19 protein-coding genes are annotated in these 15,419 nt (G+C 43.9%); 1 reads left to right on the top strand and 18 read right to left on the bottom strand.

Annotation, left to right across the window (positions count from 1 at the left end; translation table 11 throughout):
- Window positions 1–11: 11 nt before the first annotated feature.
- The 8 genes from hscB to serB form a co-directional block, all read right to left on the bottom strand.
- Complete coding sequence (hscB, locus tag FM019_RS13375) at window positions 12–542, bottom strand: co-chaperone HscB (RefSeq protein ID WP_143836439.1); 531 nt, start codon at window positions 540–542, stop codon at window positions 12–14.
- Window positions 543–595: 53 nt separating this feature from the next.
- Entirely contained in the window at window positions 596–919 is a 324-nt protein-coding gene (gene iscA, locus FM019_RS13370; protein WP_143836684.1) for an iron-sulfur cluster assembly protein IscA, read from the bottom strand.
- Between the two features lie 18 nt (window positions 920–937).
- Window positions 938–1,318 (bottom strand): Fe-S cluster assembly scaffold IscU, encoded by a 381-nt coding sequence (iscU, locus tag FM019_RS13365; RefSeq protein ID WP_143836438.1) that lies wholly within the window; start codon window positions 1,316–1,318, stop codon window positions 938–940.
- 93 nt (window positions 1,319–1,411) lie between these two features.
- Window positions 1,412–2,635 (bottom strand): IscS subfamily cysteine desulfurase, encoded by a 1,224-nt coding sequence (locus FM019_RS13360; protein WP_143836437.1) that lies wholly within the window; start codon window positions 2,633–2,635, stop codon window positions 1,412–1,414.
- A gap of 12 nt (window positions 2,636–2,647) precedes the next feature.
- Window positions 2,648–3,136: a Fe-S cluster assembly transcriptional regulator IscR gene (gene iscR / locus FM019_RS13355; RefSeq protein WP_143836436.1), complete on the bottom strand. Its 489-nt coding sequence runs from the start codon at window positions 3,134–3,136 to the stop codon at window positions 2,648–2,650.
- A gap of 101 nt (window positions 3,137–3,237) precedes the next feature.
- Window positions 3,238–4,047, bottom strand: coding sequence for a serine O-acetyltransferase (gene cysE, locus FM019_RS13350; protein WP_143836435.1), 810 nt, complete (start codon window positions 4,045–4,047; stop codon window positions 3,238–3,240).
- 2 nt (window positions 4,048–4,049) lie between these two features.
- Entirely contained in the window at window positions 4,050–4,799 is a 750-nt protein-coding gene (gene trmJ, locus FM019_RS13345) for a tRNA (cytosine(32)/uridine(32)-2'-O)-methyltransferase TrmJ (protein ID WP_143836434.1), read from the bottom strand.
- Window positions 4,800–4,906: 107 nt separating this feature from the next.
- Window positions 4,907–5,833 (bottom strand): phosphoserine phosphatase SerB, encoded by a 927-nt coding sequence (gene serB, locus FM019_RS13340; protein ID WP_260681626.1) that lies wholly within the window; start codon window positions 5,831–5,833, stop codon window positions 4,907–4,909.
- Between the two features lie 235 nt (window positions 5,834–6,068).
- On the opposite strand from serB, the gene FM019_RS13335 reads away from it, so the two are divergent.
- A complete protein-coding gene (locus FM019_RS13335; RefSeq protein WP_143836433.1) occupies window positions 6,069–6,677 on the top strand; it encodes an AhpA/YtjB family protein in 609 nt (202 codons plus the stop codon).
- Here FM019_RS13335 and FM019_RS13330 read toward each other — a convergent pair.
- From FM019_RS13330 to rpoE, 10 genes are all read right to left on the bottom strand, one after another.
- Window positions 6,656–7,423, bottom strand: a complete 768-nt coding sequence (locus tag FM019_RS13330; RefSeq protein ID WP_143836432.1) for a TatD family hydrolase — start codon at window positions 7,421–7,423, stop codon at window positions 6,656–6,658. The two genes, FM019_RS13335 and FM019_RS13330, sit on opposite strands and share 22 nt — an antisense overlap.
- Before the next feature lie 30 nt (window positions 7,424–7,453).
- Window positions 7,454–8,116 carry a pyridoxamine 5'-phosphate oxidase gene (pdxH, locus tag FM019_RS13325; protein ID WP_143836431.1) on the bottom strand — a complete coding sequence of 221 codons (663 nt, stop codon included), beginning with the start codon at window positions 8,114–8,116 and terminating at the stop codon, window positions 7,454–7,456.
- Window positions 8,117–8,151: 35 nt separating this feature from the next.
- A complete protein-coding gene (era, locus tag FM019_RS13320) occupies window positions 8,152–9,057 on the bottom strand; it encodes a GTPase Era (protein WP_143836430.1) in 906 nt (301 codons plus the stop codon).
- The gene (rnc, locus tag FM019_RS13315; RefSeq protein ID WP_143836429.1) at window positions 9,050–9,730 is read right to left on the bottom strand and encodes a ribonuclease III; all 681 of its coding nucleotides are present in this window, start codon (window positions 9,728–9,730) and stop codon (window positions 9,050–9,052) included. Before rnc ends, era begins: the two co-directional genes overlap by 8 nt.
- Window positions 9,731–10,633 (bottom strand): signal peptidase I, encoded by a 903-nt coding sequence (lepB, locus tag FM019_RS13310; RefSeq protein WP_143836428.1) that lies wholly within the window; start codon window positions 10,631–10,633, stop codon window positions 9,731–9,733. It lies immediately after the preceding gene.
- A complete protein-coding gene (lepA, locus tag FM019_RS13305) occupies window positions 10,634–12,430 on the bottom strand; it encodes a translation elongation factor 4 (protein WP_143836427.1) in 1,797 nt (598 codons plus the stop codon). It abuts the gene before it with no gap.
- A gap of 141 nt (window positions 12,431–12,571) precedes the next feature.
- Window positions 12,572–13,051, bottom strand: a complete 480-nt coding sequence (locus FM019_RS13300; RefSeq protein WP_143836426.1) for a SoxR reducing system RseC family protein — start codon at window positions 13,049–13,051, stop codon at window positions 12,572–12,574.
- 12 nt (window positions 13,052–13,063) lie between these two features.
- Complete coding sequence (locus FM019_RS13295) at window positions 13,064–14,065, bottom strand: MucB/RseB C-terminal domain-containing protein (protein ID WP_260681625.1); 1,002 nt, start codon at window positions 14,063–14,065, stop codon at window positions 13,064–13,066.
- The gene (locus tag FM019_RS13290; RefSeq protein WP_143836425.1) at window positions 14,046–14,669 is read right to left on the bottom strand and encodes a sigma-E factor negative regulatory protein; all 624 of its coding nucleotides are present in this window, start codon (window positions 14,667–14,669) and stop codon (window positions 14,046–14,048) included. The genes FM019_RS13295 and FM019_RS13290 overlap by 20 nt, the downstream gene beginning before the upstream one ends.
- Window positions 14,670–14,721: 52 nt before the next feature.
- Complete coding sequence (gene rpoE / locus FM019_RS13285) at window positions 14,722–15,300, bottom strand: RNA polymerase sigma factor RpoE (protein ID WP_143836424.1); 579 nt, start codon at window positions 15,298–15,300, stop codon at window positions 14,722–14,724.
- Between the last annotated feature and the right edge of the window lie 119 nt (window positions 15,301–15,419).

The following is a 15,419-nucleotide window of genomic DNA, read 5'->3' as shown; positions in this document are numbered from 1 at the left end:
ATGTATTTGTATTAGAAGTCATCAAACCACTCTTCTTCTTTGCGCGCTATTTCAGATAGAAGCTTGTGCATAAATTTTAATTTGCGTATTTCCGCAGCGGCCTTTTGATTAGATTGCTCGTCACTGCTGACCAGCAAATCTTCGAGAATTTTATATTGTTCGGCAGTTTGCGTTTGCAGCTCTTGCTCCAGGTCTTCCAAAACAGCCATAGGCTCTTTGGCATATTGAGCATCTTCAAGTTGCTCTCGCCACTCCATTTGTTGCATTAAGAACGCAGGATCTTGAAGTGTTTTGGTTTCATGTTGCAATGACAAACCACGTAATTCCAGCATATGTTCAGCACGAGAAAGAGGATGCTTTAAAACATTGTATCCATCATTCACTTGGGAGCTTTTTTGCACGGAAAGCAGCTTTTGTTGCTGACTTGCCGTTGAAAACTTGTCTGGATGAGTCACCTGCGCTAACGATTTATAGACGTTAGCGAGATGATTTTTATCGAGTTTAAATTGTTCTGGTAATCCAAACAAAGTGAAAAAATTCATTGAATGTTGGTCTATGTTAGTGAGTTCTGAAAGAAGTGCCAGGCGTGGTTGAGTTAAACGTTAAAACTCTCACCACACCCGCATTCACCATTTGCATTTGGATTATTGAACAAAAAGCCTTCATTCAACCCTTCTTTAGCAAAATCTAATTCGGTACCGTCTAGGTAAACCAAACTTTTGCCGTCGATAATAATCTTGACGCCATTGTCTTCGAAAACTTCGTCGTCAGGGTTCAAGTCATCAACAAACTCCAGCACATAGGCCAAGCCTGAACAACCCGTTGTTTTAACCCCTAAACGCAGTCCGAGGCCTTTGCCTCTATTTTCCAGAAAGCTTCTGGCCCGCTGAGCGGCTGCGTCTGATATTTTAATGCCCAACACTTGTACCTCTTACTACTAAGCGTTTTTAGATTTGTAATCATCAACTGCCGCTTTGATGGCGTCTTCAGCCAAAATAGAGCAGTGGATTTTAACTGGCGGAAGCGCTAGCTCTTCTGCAATGTCAGTGTTTTTGATGGTAACGGCTTCATCTAAAGTTTTGCCTTTTACCCATTCAGTCACGAGTGAGCTAGAGGCAATCGCAGAGCCACAACCATAAGTCTTAAACTTGGCATCTTCAATCACGCCGTTTTCACCTACTTTAAGTTGCAGTTTCATTACGTCACCACATGCAGGAGCTCCAACCATGCCTGTTGCGATAGTCGGATCGTTCTTATCAAAACCACCCACGTTGCGGGGATTTTCATAATGGTCAATTACTTTTTCACTGTAAGCCATGTTACTTACCTCAATATTTGCGATTGCTCGCGTTTAAACCAAATTCTGTTCTTGAATTACTCACAGTCAAACTGCGACTATTTTAGTTCTGTGTTAGTGGTGTACCCACTCGACTTTTTCTAAGTCAACGCCGTCTTTAAACATATCCCACAATGGAGACATCTCGCGCAACTTAGTGATCGCATTTTTTACTACATCAATGACATAATCTATTTCTTCTTCGGTGGTAAAACGGCCGATAGTAAAGCGAATCGAACTGTGGGCTAATTCATCGTTCAGGCCCAGTGCGCGCAAAACATAAGATGGCTCTAGGCTGGCTGACGTACAAGCTGAACCAGAAGATACTGCCATGTCCTTAAGTGCCATGATCAAGGATTCACCTTCAACATAAGCAAAACTAACATTAAGATTTGCCGCAACGCGTTGCTCTAGATCACCGTTTAAATAAACTTCTTCAATGTCTTTTACACCGTTCCACAAACGATCCCGTAGTTTTAAGATACGTGCATTTTCATCTGCCATTTCTTCTTTGGCGATTCTAAACGCTTCACCCATGCCAACGATTTGGTGGGTAGCAAGTGTACCTGAACGCATTCCACGCTCGTGACCTCCACCGTGCATTTGCGCTTCAAGACGTACCCGTGGTTTGCGGCGCACATACAATGCTCCAATACCTTTAGGTCCGTAGGTTTTGTGACCGGAAAATGACATTAAATCAACTTTCAGGTTTTGCAGATCGATATTGACTTTGCCAGTACTTTGGGCAGCATCAACATGGAATAACACTTTGTTTTCTCGACATATTTCACCAATGGCTTCAATGTCTTGGATCACGCCAATTTCATTGTTAACGTGCATAATAGACACTAGCACTGTGTCAGCTCTTAGGGTCTTTTTGAACTCTTCTAAGTCCAATAACCCGTTCGCTTTGGGAGTCATGTAGGTTACTTCAAAACCTTCTCGCTCAAGCTGTCGACATGCGTCCAGTACAGCTTTATGTTCGGTTTTCAAAGTGATTATGTGCTTGCCTTTTTTAGCATAAAAATGCGCAGCGCCCTTTATTGCCAGGTTGTTTGACTCAGTTGCACCTGAAGTAAAAACGATTTCTCTTGGGTCTGCATTCACCAAATCAGCAATTTGATTACGTGCGATATCGACAGCTTCTTCTGCTACCCAGCCAAATTTGTGTGAGCGCGATGCCGGATTACCAAAATTGCCCTCAAGCGACAAGCATTCCATCATCTTTTGTGCAACACGTGGGTCAACCGGCGTTGTCGAAGAGTAATCTAAGTAAATGGGTAAGTTGATATTGCTCATTGCTTGCTCCGCTTAAAGCTGCATACTGATTTCAATTTCGTTTGCAACGATATTGTTAAGTTGTTTGGTTCTATCTTGTCTTCCTGCAACGGCTTTTACGTCTTGCTTAGCCATAAGTTCACCCAAGGTGATACCATTGAGAAATAAACTAATTCGCTCGCTGAGGTCTTGCCACAAACTGTGTGTTAAGCAGCGTTCGCCGCCTTGGCAATCTGAATGTCCTTGACATCGTGTCGCATCGACAGATTCGTCAACAGCACGAATTACCTCGCCAACAGCAATTTCATCAGCTTGTCGGCCCAGTTTATAACCGCCGCCTGGCCCTCGGACACTTTGCACAAGTTCTTCTTTACGCAAACGGGAGAATAGCTGTTCAAGATAGGATAATGAAATTTCTTGACGTTCAGAGATGTCTGCCAATGACACAGGCCCTCTGCGTGAATGAAGCGCCACATCCAACATGGCTGTCACCGCATATCGACCTTTAGATGTTAGTTTCATAGCTCGCACCCTCTTTCAAGATGGGCGAGATTTTCACATACCTGACTAAATTAGTCAAGTATTTAACCAAGTAAAACAGTCAAGTATTAGGAGCTATTGCGCTATATTGAGGGGTCAAAGGCGTCCCGGGCTTTTTGTATATCTTCTGCCATGCCACTATCCTGAAAATTTTCCAGGTTAATTGCGGGTAAAGATTTACCGCACACTTCACCACCCATGGCATTGATCGCCTTGCACATTTCCTCAACTTTCGTATCAATTAAATGCACATGATCAAGCATTACACCAATGGCGTTTGCCACCGGGTCTGGGTTGTCAGGCGCAACGGCGTAGGCATCAAACCCATATTTGCGCGCGATTTTATCACGTTGTTGATGTTTGTCGTGATCTTTTTCTGCTTTTTGCATTACAATTCGGCCAGGTATTCCAATCACAGTCGCATTTTCAGGAACGTCCTTAACCACCACCGAATTAGAGCCAACTTTTGCACCTTTATGCATGGTGATTGGTCCAAGCACTTTAGCACCAGCACCAACAACCACATTGTCTTCCAAAGTGGGGTGACGTTTACCTCCATTCCAACTGGTCCCCCCCAATGTCACGCCGTGATATAGGGTAACATCATCTCCAATCTGTGCGGTTTCACCAATGACCACACCCATACCATGATCGATAAAAAAGCGTCGTCCTAGTGTGGCACCCGGATGAATTTCAATACCTGTCAACCAGCGAGAAAAGGTAGATAGCGTACGTGCCAACCATTTCCAATTGCCCACCCATAATTTGTGCGCTAATCGATGGAACCAGATGGCGTGCAATCCTGGGTAGTTTGTTAACACTTCAAAAGTTGTTCTTGCCGCGGGATCACGATGAAAAACACTTTGAATATCTTCTTTTATTCTTTCAAACACAATTAACCTTTGTTATCTATCGATTTATTTACCGACGCCAATATACCTCTAAGAATATTAAGTTCCTGGGTTTCGGGTCGAGCGCGGTTAAATAAACGACGAAGTTTGGTCATTACCATACCCGGATGCTGAGGGATGATGAAATTCGTTTTTGAAAGGGTTTGTTCCAAATGACTATAAAAACGTTCGAGGTCGTCAGACAATGGATATTCACGAGTTTCTTCAGGGATACGCGTTGAATTTAAATAGGCCATGCGCACTTCATAACAAAGGGTTTGCACTGCAGCGGCCAAATTTAGAGAACTATATTCAGGATTTGCAGGGATACAAACGTGAAAGTGGCATTGTTGCAGTTCTTCATTGCTCAATCCGTTGTTCTCTCTGCCAAAAACGAGGGCTACTGGAAAATTCGCCACTTCAGCTACGAGTTTTTCACCACACTCTCTGGGTTCGAGCATAGGCCAAGGTAAGGTGCGTGAACGCGCACTAGTACCCACAACAAGTCCGCAATCTGCCACCGCTTCTTCAAGAGAAGATACGATTTTTGCATTTGCCAGCACATCGCCAGCCCCGGCAGCCAAAGCACTGGCTTTGCCGTCTGGCTCATCGACAGGATCGACTAACACAAGCTTACTCAAGCCCATTGTTTTCATCGCTCTAGCCGTCGAACCAATATTACCAGTATGAGACGTATTAACTAAAACGATCCTCACGTCACTTAGTAGTGAAGATGGGTCAATTTGTTCTGTCATGATGTTTCACTTCGCAATGGGTTAATGTAAATACGAAAAACAATGCTATTTTGGATTAGCACAACGGATGTTGGGTTTTGCATTATTATAGATGCATTTGTTAAGAATTATTTGCGACGCAAAAAAGCCAATAGCGAATCTGCCCCACTAAACCTTAACGCAGCAGCTGCCTGTTGACGCACTATGGGTTTAGCATGGTAAGCAACACCTAACGCCGCTTGCCCCATCATCACCAAGTCGTTTGCACCATCACCCAATGCGATAGTTTGGCTATCCTTAAGATTAAAATCTTTAGACAATTTTTTTAAGGTGTCGGCCTTTGCTTGCGCGCCAATGATCTCTCCCAATACCTGGCCAGTTAATTTGCCATCTGCTATCTCTAATGTATTGGATATTGCATAATCCAGTGATAAACGCTCTTTTAAATAATTGGCAAAATAGGTAAATCCGCCCGATGCAATGGCGAGTTTCCAATTGGCATGTCTTAGGGTATCAAGTAAAGCACTGATGCCGGGGTTAATTGGCAAACGTTCTAGCACTTCATAAAGTACCTTCTCATCAGCCCCTTTTAAACAAGCCACTCGGCTACGCAGACTTTCAGCAAAATCTAACTTACCCTGCATGGCAAGTTCCGTGACCTCAGAAACCTGTTCGCCAACTCCGGCTATCTTGGCAATTTCATCAATACACTCGATACCAATGACGGTGCTATCCATATCCATTAGAAGCAAGCCTGGTTCCGCTAGTGTGGGACGATTTTCCAACACCGCAATCTCAATTTGCAAAGCTGTGGCCACCTGCTCAAGTTTTTGCTGGAGCTGCTCAGTATTTAAGACATTTACACTCGTCTCTACGGCGAACCCTTTTTGCATTTCCAGACCAGGACGAAATACATCGAATGACATCCATTCCGTCAACACCTGTTGCACCTTGAACAACTTTTCTAAATTTAACCCTTCAGCAAATACAATTAAGTCGTGCTGTGCGTTGCCTTTAGATGTTTCTAACTGCAACTGCATTGAACCAGGTAACACAAAGTTTACGCCCTTGTGGCAAAGGTTAGTCAGATATTGAGCGCTTACCCATTGGCAAGTTTGAACGTCGGTAGTCAACAAAACGAAAAAATACTCTGTGCAAATTTGTGAATGCGCGATTCTACCGAAATCGTCAAAGACTGCAAAACTCTAGAAGGCATAAGTCATAATTTGATAACTGCCATGACATTTTTATACTTGGCAAAAACGTCCTTTTCCCCTATTGTCTTCTCCCATGGAACTGACAAAGCTACACCCTGCTGCTGCCGCAAATAAGCGCCACAGCAATTATTCAATTTTCAAACGAGTTGCCAACCTGACTTTGGTAGTGGTTGCAGCGGCAATATGTGTCAATCTGTGGCTGTTAAATACAGGTCAAGCGAATGATTGGCGCAACAAACAATCAACTCAATTAGGGCGAAGTATCGCCAGTTATGCCGCTACGGTGATTGCCAACGACGTCGAGCAAAGAAATTTTAAAGCAATAAGCGCGCACCTCAAACTCATAGCAAACGACCCACATATTTTTGGTGTTTCTGTATACAGTGAAAAAGGTGTGATAATCGAAAGCAACGAACAAAATAAGTCTGTTCTGGCCAACTTTATATTGAATGATCAAGCTCCCCTAGTATTCGTTGAAGAAATTCAGGGTGAAAACGGCATCATCGGCTATTTGCGGTTGCTGCTCGATACTAGCCAAGTGATGCTTTACCACGATGATTATCAAACTCAGCTTTACAAACAACTTCTTGCACTAATGATGCTAGCTGGACTTGCAGGATTACTGGTCGCACGCGCGTACTACAAAATACGATTTCGCCACTATGTTAAACCAAACAATTGAACACTATTGGCGCGGGTTTGCTTGATCACTTCACCAATTCCTATCTCTTTTAACTCGGCTAGCTGCTGAGCAATTTCCCCAAGGAATTCTGGGCTGTTTCGTTGACCTTGACGACCATTGAGGGGCATATCTGGCGCGTCAGTCTCCAAAACCAACACCTCAAGGGGGATCTGTTTAAAGGTTTCGCGGGTCTTTTGCGCCCGAGAGTAGGTTATGGTACCCCCAACACCGAGCATAAAACCCATATCGATATAGGCTTTGGCCTCTTGCACACTTCCCGAGAAGGCATGCACGACACCACCTTGACTAAAGCGCTTTTGTTTAAGTAAACGTAGTGTTTCATTGTGGGACTTGCGATGATGCAAGATGACAGGAATCTGATATTTATCTGCCAATTCCAATTGCGCTATAAAAAAATCTTGTTGCTTTTGATGTCCCGCTTCTGGTAAGTGGAAATCCAAGCCAATTTCTCCCAGTGCCACGACCTGTTTTTTGTACAGCATTAACATTTCATCTAACTTGGTTAAATCGGAAATGTTAGCGGAATCAACAAAATAGGGATGGATACCTAGCGCAAAAAACAACGAATCATCACTAGCACACAAGTCTACTTGCGCTTGCCAGCGACTGACTTGGGTGCCAGGAATAATAATTTTGTCTATGCCGATTTGTTTGCAGCGCGACAGTACTTGGTCTCGATCCGGATCGAACTGCTCAAAATCCAAATGGCAATGACTATCAATCATCCCAATTCCAACTGCTTTTCGTGCGGATAATTAAGGCATTAGACGTTGAATTTGCCACGTCTGGTCTTCTCCCAAATAGGGCTCAGCTAAGTTTCTGGTATAACTAAATCGATTGTGCAGCCGGTGCTCTCCGCCCTGCCAGAATTCAATTTCATGAGGCACTATACGATAGCCGCCCCAAAACTTCGGTATAGGAACTTCTCCTGAAGAGAATTTTTGTTTCACTTCTTCAAATTTGCTTAATAACATTTGTCGAGTGGAAATCGGTTGGCTCTGTTTAGATGCCCATGCAGCTATTTGGCTTTCCTTGGGGCGGGATAAAAAATACTTGGCTACTTCACTAGTGCTAAGTTGTGTCGCCACTCCGCATACTTTGACTTGTCTCTCTAAAAAGTGCCAGGGAAAATGCAGGGATATTTTGCTATTTCTATCTAATTCCTGAGCTTTGCGGCTGGACAAATTGGTGTAAAAAACGAATCCCTTAGCGTCCACATCCTTAAGAAGTACGATACGTTGAGATGGTTGGCCGTCGGGAGAAACCGTTGCTATGGTCATCGCAGTTGGATCGGGAATGCCTGCGTCAATCGTTTGCTTTAACCAGCTTTGAAATTGTTCTATAGGATTGGCACAGAGATCTTCGCGATGTAACTCACCCATTTTGTAGTTACGTCTAATATCTTGAAGATTTTGCATACTTGATAATTCCTCCAACTGATGAACAACCAGCCCTAATATTCGTCTCCGTAACCCAAGCTGCGCAAGGCTCGTTCGTCATCAGCCCAACCTGATTTAACTTTCACCCAAAGCTCAAGGAACACCTTGTTATCAAACAGGTTCTCCATGTCTTTGCGGGCTTCAGCACCAATGGTTTTCAGCCTTTGACCGCCTTTTCCAATTACCATACGTTTTTGCGTGTCTCGTTCAACGAGGATCAGGCCATTTATTCGATAGACACCGTTTTCAGCCATCAAAAACTGTTCAATCTCAACGGTCACAGAATAGGGTAATTCATCGCCAGTAAAACGCATTAGCTTCTCACGAATAATTTCTGCGGCAAGAAAACGACTAGAGCGATCTGTCACATAGTCTTCTGGAAAATAAAATTCACTTGGCGGCAAGCTTTCATGCACCATAGAGCGGAGATCTTCAACATTCCTGCCAAGTTTGGCAGATATAGGCATGATTTTTTCAAAGTCGTGTTGTTCTTGCAGCCATTGTAGGTGCGACATTAACTCGGTTTTGTCTTTGACATTGTCTGACTTATTGACAAGCAGCCAGCAGGGTAATTTTGCCTGCACCACTTTATTTAGCACCATTTGATCATCTTCTGTCCATTTAGTGCCTTCAACCAGGAACAGTACTAAGCCAACTTCAGCAAGCGAACTGGATGCGGCACGATTCATCAATCGATTAATCGCACGCTTCTCTTCTACGTGCAAGCCCGGCGTATCAACAAACACCGCCTGGCGATCGCCCTCGGTGTCGATACCCATGATACGGTGACGCGTGGTTTGGGGTTTGCGGGAGGTAATACTGACTTTTTGGCCTAATAACTTGTTCAATAATGTCGATTTACCAACATTAGGCCGACCAACAATTGCGACCATTCCGCAGCGGGTATTGGGTTCATCCATTTAATTTCTCCAATGCGGCTTGCGCGGCTTGTTGCTCAGCTTTGCGACGAGAGCTACCACGTCCCTCTATCGCATGTGACAAGCCTTCAATCTCACACATGACCACGAATACCTGATCATGATCTTTGCCGAGAATCTTTTCTACCCGATAATGCGGTAACGGGCGTTTCCGACCTTGCAAATACTCTTGTAATTGAGTTTTGTTGTCTTTAGGGTGCGCCGACGGGTCGAGCTGTTTTATTCTACTGTCAAACCATTTGAGGATCAGTGTTTTACAGGTATCGAGTCCTGCTTCAAGGTAGATTGCACCGATTATCGCCTCGACAGCATCAGCAAGAATTGAACTTCGGCGATAGCCACCGCTTTTCAACTCACCACCGCCAAGCAATAGCAAGTCACCCAATTCAAATTCTAGAGCAATTTCCGCCAACGTCTCCCCTTTCACCAAGGTTGAGCGCATTCGCGTTAATTTACCCTCAGGCTGTTTTGGGAATCGATGATACATAGCCTCAGCTATCACCATTCCTAACACTGCGTCACCTAAAAACTCCAGCCTTTCATTGTGGTCTTTATTGTGACTTCTGTGGGTTAACGCCAGTTGCAGGTTGTTTGCATCTTTAAAGGTATAGCTCAATGCGTTAAAGAGGCGTTGATAGTCATTCTTTTTTGCCATCTAATCGATGCCACCAACTCGTTCAAAGCGGACACCTGTTGGGATCCATCTGGGCAAGAAGCTGTCTGAGGCGCGATCGAATTCAAAGCTGATCCAAATCGCCACGGCCTTGCCGACAAGATGGTGATCCGACACAAAGCCCCAGAATCGGCCATCTTCGCTGTTGTCACGATTATCACCCATAACAAAATAATGCCCCTCAGGTACAACCCATTCACCGATTTTTGTATTCACTTGTTCGTGATAACGACGAATGTCATCTAATTTGCGTGGGTTAATTAAAATATCATGCGAGGTCTCACCCAATTGCTCAGAAAACTGATTAATGGGTGTGGGTCGACCCTGATATTCGAACTTACCCAAAAAATCACGCTCAACTTTGTATTCTTTTGCACACTCTTTTTCTGTTGGGCAAGCAGGTTTAATAAAAAGTTCTTTGCCAGAATAACTTACCGTATCACCAGGCAATCCAACGACACGTTTGATGTAATCAAGTTTTGGGTTGTCAGGATATTTGAAAACAACGACATCCCCTCTTTCTGGCTCTCCTGTGTCAAAAAACTTATGTCTTGCGACGGGATCTTTCAGTCCATAGGCAAATTTTTCCACCAATATAAAATCACCCACCAACAGTGTTGGCATCATTGACCCGGAAGGGATTTGGAAAGGCTCGTATAAAAAAGAACGCAATACCAATACAAATGCAATGATTGGGAAAATCTGCTGTGCGGTGTCTACAACGTAGGGAATAGGCAACTCAGTGCCTTCTGGTAAAGCTTTGCCATTATTTGCTTGAGCAAACTTTTCGCGGCGTTTGGGCGCAAACACCTTGGCATCTATTAACCATATCAATCCAGACGCGACAGTGAGGATTACCAAAAATATTGAGAAATAGTTCGCCATTTATTTACCTACCTTAAGTACGGCTAAGAAGGCATCTTGAGGCAATTCGACATTACCTACTTGCTTCATCCGTTTTTTACCTTCTTTTTGTTTTTGCAATAGCTTTTTCTTACGGCTCACGTCGCCACCATAACATTTGGCAATAACATTTTTCCGCAACTGCTTAACCGTGCTGCGCGCCACCACGTGATTTCCGATAGCTGCCTGAATAGCAATGTCAAACATCTGCCGTGGAATTAACTCACGAAGCTTTTCAACTAACTCACGTCCTCTTCCTTGCGAATTGTCCTTGTGCGTTATCACAGCCAGCGCATCAACACGTTCACCATTGATCAGAATATCTAAGCGCACCATATCGGCCGCTTTAAATTTAATAAAATTGTAATCAAGCGAGGCAAAGCCACGACTAGTGGATTTCAATCGGTCAAAAAAGTCCATAACCACTTCAGCCATAGGCAATTCATAGGTGATTGCAACCTGTTTACCGTGATATGTCATGTTGGTTTGAACGCCACGTTTTTCAACACACAGTGTAATAACATTTCCTAAGTAATCTTGCGGCACCAGAATGTGCGCTTCGACAATAGGCTCTCTAATATGTTGAATGTCATTCACTGCAGGAAGTTTCGAAGGGTTATCAACCTTAAGAATTTCACCTTTGGTGGTTTCTACTTCATAAACTACGGTAGGCGCTGTGGTGATAAGATCCAGATCATACTCACGTTCTAGACGTTCCTGGATAATTTCCATGTGCAACATGCCTAGAAAGCCAATTCTGAAACCAAATCCTAATGCCGATGAACTCTCAGGCTCATAAAACAATGAAGCGTCGTTGAGTGTAAGTTTAGCCAAGGCATCGCGAAAATCTTCATACTCATCAGAACTGACTGGAAACAAACCTGCATAGACTTGTGGTTTAATTTTTTTGAATCCTGGCAGTGCTTGTTCAGCGGGGTCCTTAGCCAAGGTGATGGTGTCGCCGACTGGCGCGCCATGGATATCTTTGATCCCGGCAATGATATATCCCACTTCGCCCGTATTGAGCTGCCCCGTTTTTGTTTGTTTGGGGGTAAAAATACCGACATCATCAACCTGATGAATAGCCCCATTAGACATGATTTTGATTTTGTCTTTCGCAGTCAATCTACCTTGCATAACGCGTACTAGGGACACAACACCTTGGTAGTTGTCAAACCAGGAATCAACGATCAAGGCTTTCAAAGGAGCATCGGTTTCACCTTCTGGAGGCGGCACTTTATTAACAATTTCTTCCAACACTTCTTTAATACCAATGCCCGTTTTTGCTGAACAACGCACAGCTTCAACCGCATCGATACCAACGATGTCTTCGATTTCCTCTGCAACCCTATCAGGTTCAGCTTGTGGCAAATCGATTTTATTCAAAATTGGCACAACTTCCATTTCAAGATCAATCGCGGTGTAACAATTGGCTAGTGTTTGGGCTTCAACCCCCTGCCCTGCATCAACTACCAACAGAGCACCTTCACAGGCAGCCAAAGAGCGGGACACTTCATAGGTAAAATCAACGTGTCCAGGCGTATCAATAAAGTTTAATTGGTAGGTTTCACCGTCATTAGCCTGGTAATTTAAGGTCACACTTTGTGCTTTGATCGTGATCCCACGTTCGCGCTCAATGTCCATAGAATCAAGCACTTGCTCGGACATTTCTCGTTGCGTGAGGCCACCACAAAATTGAATAAGGCGATCAGATAATGTCGACTTACCGTGGTCGATGTGAGCAATGATACTAAAATTGCGAATGTGCTTATGCTGCATAGTGTTCTAAAGATTACCTACTACTAACGCCAAGCAACCTATTTAGACGCTCGACAATGATTGAATTAAATTTGGCGGGGATTTTACAGTGTTATTGCACACATTGCGATATTGTTCTGTCGGACATTGCGGGGAATTGCTTTATAGCGCCTGTTTGACAGAAATTACATCTGTTTCTGGTGGCAAAATCGCTAATAGTTTAGGTTGTAATCGATGATCATCACTGTTCTTTGCTTTAGCCCTTATCCAAGCAAAGGTGAAAGCGGTAACAACAAAAGAAACGGCAATTACCCACAATTCGTGTTCTAAGCCCCAGGCGGGAAACAGATTTTGAGCGGAAACCGCAGTAGCAATCAACATGATAAGCGGGAGTAAATATACCAAGGCAGATGCCCCAAGTAGATGATTTTCCTCTATGCCGAGCTTGACACGCTGGCCCACTTTTGCCGCTTGTTTACATCGTAATATCAGTTTATCTTTTTTCGGTGCGAACGCTTTTGCTACGACTCCTGTTCCACAGTTGTCTTGAGCCTGACAACTTCCGCACGTTGTTTTGATCTGGGTTTCTACCCAAATATGATCTTTATCAACTGCGGTAATCACACCAATTTCTTCAATCATGGCTCAACATTCTCATTGAACCAGCGTAATAGAAGATGCCAATGCGTTAGCGGTGGAGGCGGGAATTTTTCCAATTACGGTCACTAAAACGGAGCCTTGAACTCGAGAGTAATAAATATCTGACCCAAATCGCGCAACAATGTCGCTTTCCGACGCAGTTGCCGTTGCACGTTGAAGGTACACAGAAACATCGACAAGACCATCGCTTATCATTATATATTCTAACGGCCCTCCATTCTCAGGAAGTTGACGCACACTATGTTTAACTTGTTCCATACCGACTGGCACAAAACCAAGTTGCCAATTCTGTTTATTTTCCTTACTGTCAGGCAGCTGAACTACTTCTGGCAAAGCGTTGGTATCAATTCGCTCAAAAAATGCTGATGGCGTATCAGTCACATCCAAGGTAGTGATTTGAATTTGCTCAATTTTTTGGCCTTTAATGTCCATCATATTGATTTTTAAAGGTAAACCTGTTTTGTGATCCAACCACAAGTTATACCCGAAGCGACTCTTGTCTTTACTAACCATTCTAATTTGTTGCGCAGCGCGCCCAGAAATCCGTCCCTTGCCCACAACGACGAACTCGTAGGCATCGAGTAAAGACATGGGTTCATTTAGCAACACGTGAGGGAGTGGGCCAAGAATGTAGCCAGACGCTAACGTGTATGCGGGGCGATGGGATTCAAAATAGCTGACATTATTGCCAATGCGAACCACCTCTCTGCCCGGCCCGTTTTGTTGATCCAGATGCTCCATTTCAATGCCGTCTTCACTGACGCCATGACGCCACAAATATGGCTGTGGATCGCTGCCAGGCTTGGAGATTATAAAAGACGCTTCGTAATTCAACGACCGTTTGGCTTCAGCCATTTTGGTAAGCCACTTTTGCGCGTTAGGGTCTTGAACAAGACCAATCTGAGCTGAAGAGTAAAAAGATAAAAGCAGGAAAAAGCACAGCACAGCATATTTCAGCTGTGCCTTTTTATTGAATTTAATTTGGAAGATTCTCACGTTCTTCGCTTACTTCTGGTTGGCTGTCCACTGATTGGTTTTCAGCGTCACCATCAGAAACAGGCAGATAGCGCTGGCTATCTTTAAGCATTACCTGTTCCATGTGGTCGTTAATAAATGCACTGATGCGGCGTTGTTGTTCTCGAACGCTCACATTAGGCATCGCACGAGTTTGCTCAAGACTAACTGGAGACAACCCACCTTGGATACCAGGATAAGACGCTGGGGCAGGATTGAAGATTTGTTGTTCAGGTTGTTGATTCATCTGCTGAACACCAATCACTACTGCAACAGCAACCGAGGCAGCAATGGCTAACTGGCCACTTGAGCGCACCAATGGGATAACGTTACTAACAACAGGTAAATCACGCCATGTGCGCTTGGGAGCTAAAATTGCAGGCTCCGATTGTAAGGCTTCAGCAACCGCCGCACTGACGTCAAAGTCAGCTGACTGAGGCATTTCTTTGCGCAAGGTTTGACGAATCAAATGATATCGTTGCCACTTTTCAGCAAGCTCCGAATCGTTTGACAAATGACTGACTATTTTGTCGTCTTGCGATTCACCGTCAACAAATGCTGACAAGTTTTCATGCTTATGCGTCATATAGGGTTCCTGAGTTAACGCTTCATTTTTCAACATTTTCAATAAAATGTCATTATCTTTGTAAGAGCGGGTTCAACACTTTGTCGATTGCTTCCCGTGCTCTAAAAATTCTTGAACGAACTGTCCCTACTGGACAATCCATTACATTGGCAATATCTTCATAACTTAACCCTTCTAATTCTCTCAGGGTGATTGCCATTCTCAAATCTTCTGGTAGTTTGTCCAACGCGTCGAACAATACTTTTTCCAGTTCTTCTGACATCAGACTGCGTTCAGGCGAGTTTTGTTCCTTTAACGCGTCACTTCCGTCGTAATAATCTGCTTCATCAGCGTCAACATCACTTGCCGGTGGTTTTCGTCCTTGCGACACCAGATAGTTTTTGGCGCTATTAACAGCGATTCGGTACAACCATGTATAAAACGCACTTTCACCTCTAAAGTTAGGCAGCGCTCGGTAAGCTTTGATAAATGCTTCCTGAGTCACGTCCGCAACATCCCCTGAGTTTTTCACGTACCGTGATACCAGGTGGGCAACTTTGTGCTGATATTTAGTGACCAACAATCCAAATGCGTTTTTGTCACCACGTTGTACTTTTTCAACAATTTGTTGATCAGTAATCTGCTCGCTCATTCGAGCCTTCTCTCCTTTTAAAAATACTACTACGGCTCATGCAAGCACCTAAATAGACTATGGGTTCGAACAAAAGTTCGATTTTTTTTGCATTATTACAAATTTTCCCGCGAAACGCT

This window comes from Aliiglaciecola sp. M165, assembly GCF_007197995.1.
GTDB lineage: Bacteria > Pseudomonadota > Gammaproteobacteria > Enterobacterales > Alteromonadaceae > Aliiglaciecola.
The sequence above is the reverse complement of the archived record's forward strand: the minus strand, read 5'-3'. Positions and strand labels throughout refer to the sequence as shown.

Coding starts and splice junctions, on each gene's coding strand:
- hscB (WP_143836439.1), bottom strand. CDS start 542: ATGAATTTTTTCACTTTGTTTGGATTACCAGAACAATTTAAACTCGAT.
- iscU (WP_143836438.1), bottom strand. CDS start 1,318: ATGGCTTACAGTGAAAAAGTAATTGACCATTATGAAAATCCCCGCAAC.
- FM019_RS13360 (WP_143836437.1), bottom strand. CDS start 2,635: ATGAGCAATATCAACTTACCCATTTACTTAGATTACTCTTCGACAACG.
- iscR (WP_143836436.1), bottom strand. CDS start 3,136: ATGAAACTAACATCTAAAGGTCGATATGCGGTGACAGCCATGTTGGAT.
- trmJ (WP_143836434.1), bottom strand. CDS start 4,799: ATGACAGAACAAATTGACCCATCTTCACTACTAAGTGACGTGAGGATC.
- FM019_RS13335 (WP_143836433.1), top strand. CDS start 6,069: ATGGAACTGACAAAGCTACACCCTGCTGCTGCCGCAAATAAGCGCCAC.
- FM019_RS13330 (WP_143836432.1), bottom strand. CDS start 7,423: ATGATTGATAGTCATTGCCATTTGGATTTTGAGCAGTTCGATCCGGAT.
- pdxH (WP_143836431.1), bottom strand. CDS start 8,116: ATGCAAAATCTTCAAGATATTAGACGTAACTACAAAATGGGTGAGTTA.
- era (WP_143836430.1), bottom strand. CDS start 9,057: ATGGATGAACCCAATACCCGCTGCGGAATGGTCGCAATTGTTGGTCGG.
- rnc (WP_143836429.1), bottom strand. CDS start 9,730: ATGGCAAAAAAGAATGACTATCAACGCCTCTTTAACGCATTGAGCTAT.
- lepB (WP_143836428.1), bottom strand. CDS start 10,633: ATGGCGAACTATTTCTCAATATTTTTGGTAATCCTCACTGTCGCGTCT.
- lepA (WP_143836427.1), bottom strand. CDS start 12,430: ATGCAGCATAAGCACATTCGCAATTTTAGTATCATTGCTCACATCGAC.
- FM019_RS13300 (WP_143836426.1), bottom strand. CDS start 13,051: ATGATTGAAGAAATTGGTGTGATTACCGCAGTTGATAAAGATCATATT.
- FM019_RS13290 (WP_143836425.1), bottom strand. CDS start 14,669: ATGACGCATAAGCATGAAAACTTGTCAGCATTTGTTGACGGTGAATCG.
- rpoE (WP_143836424.1), bottom strand. CDS start 15,300: ATGAGCGAGCAGATTACTGATCAACAAATTGTTGAAAAAGTACAACGT.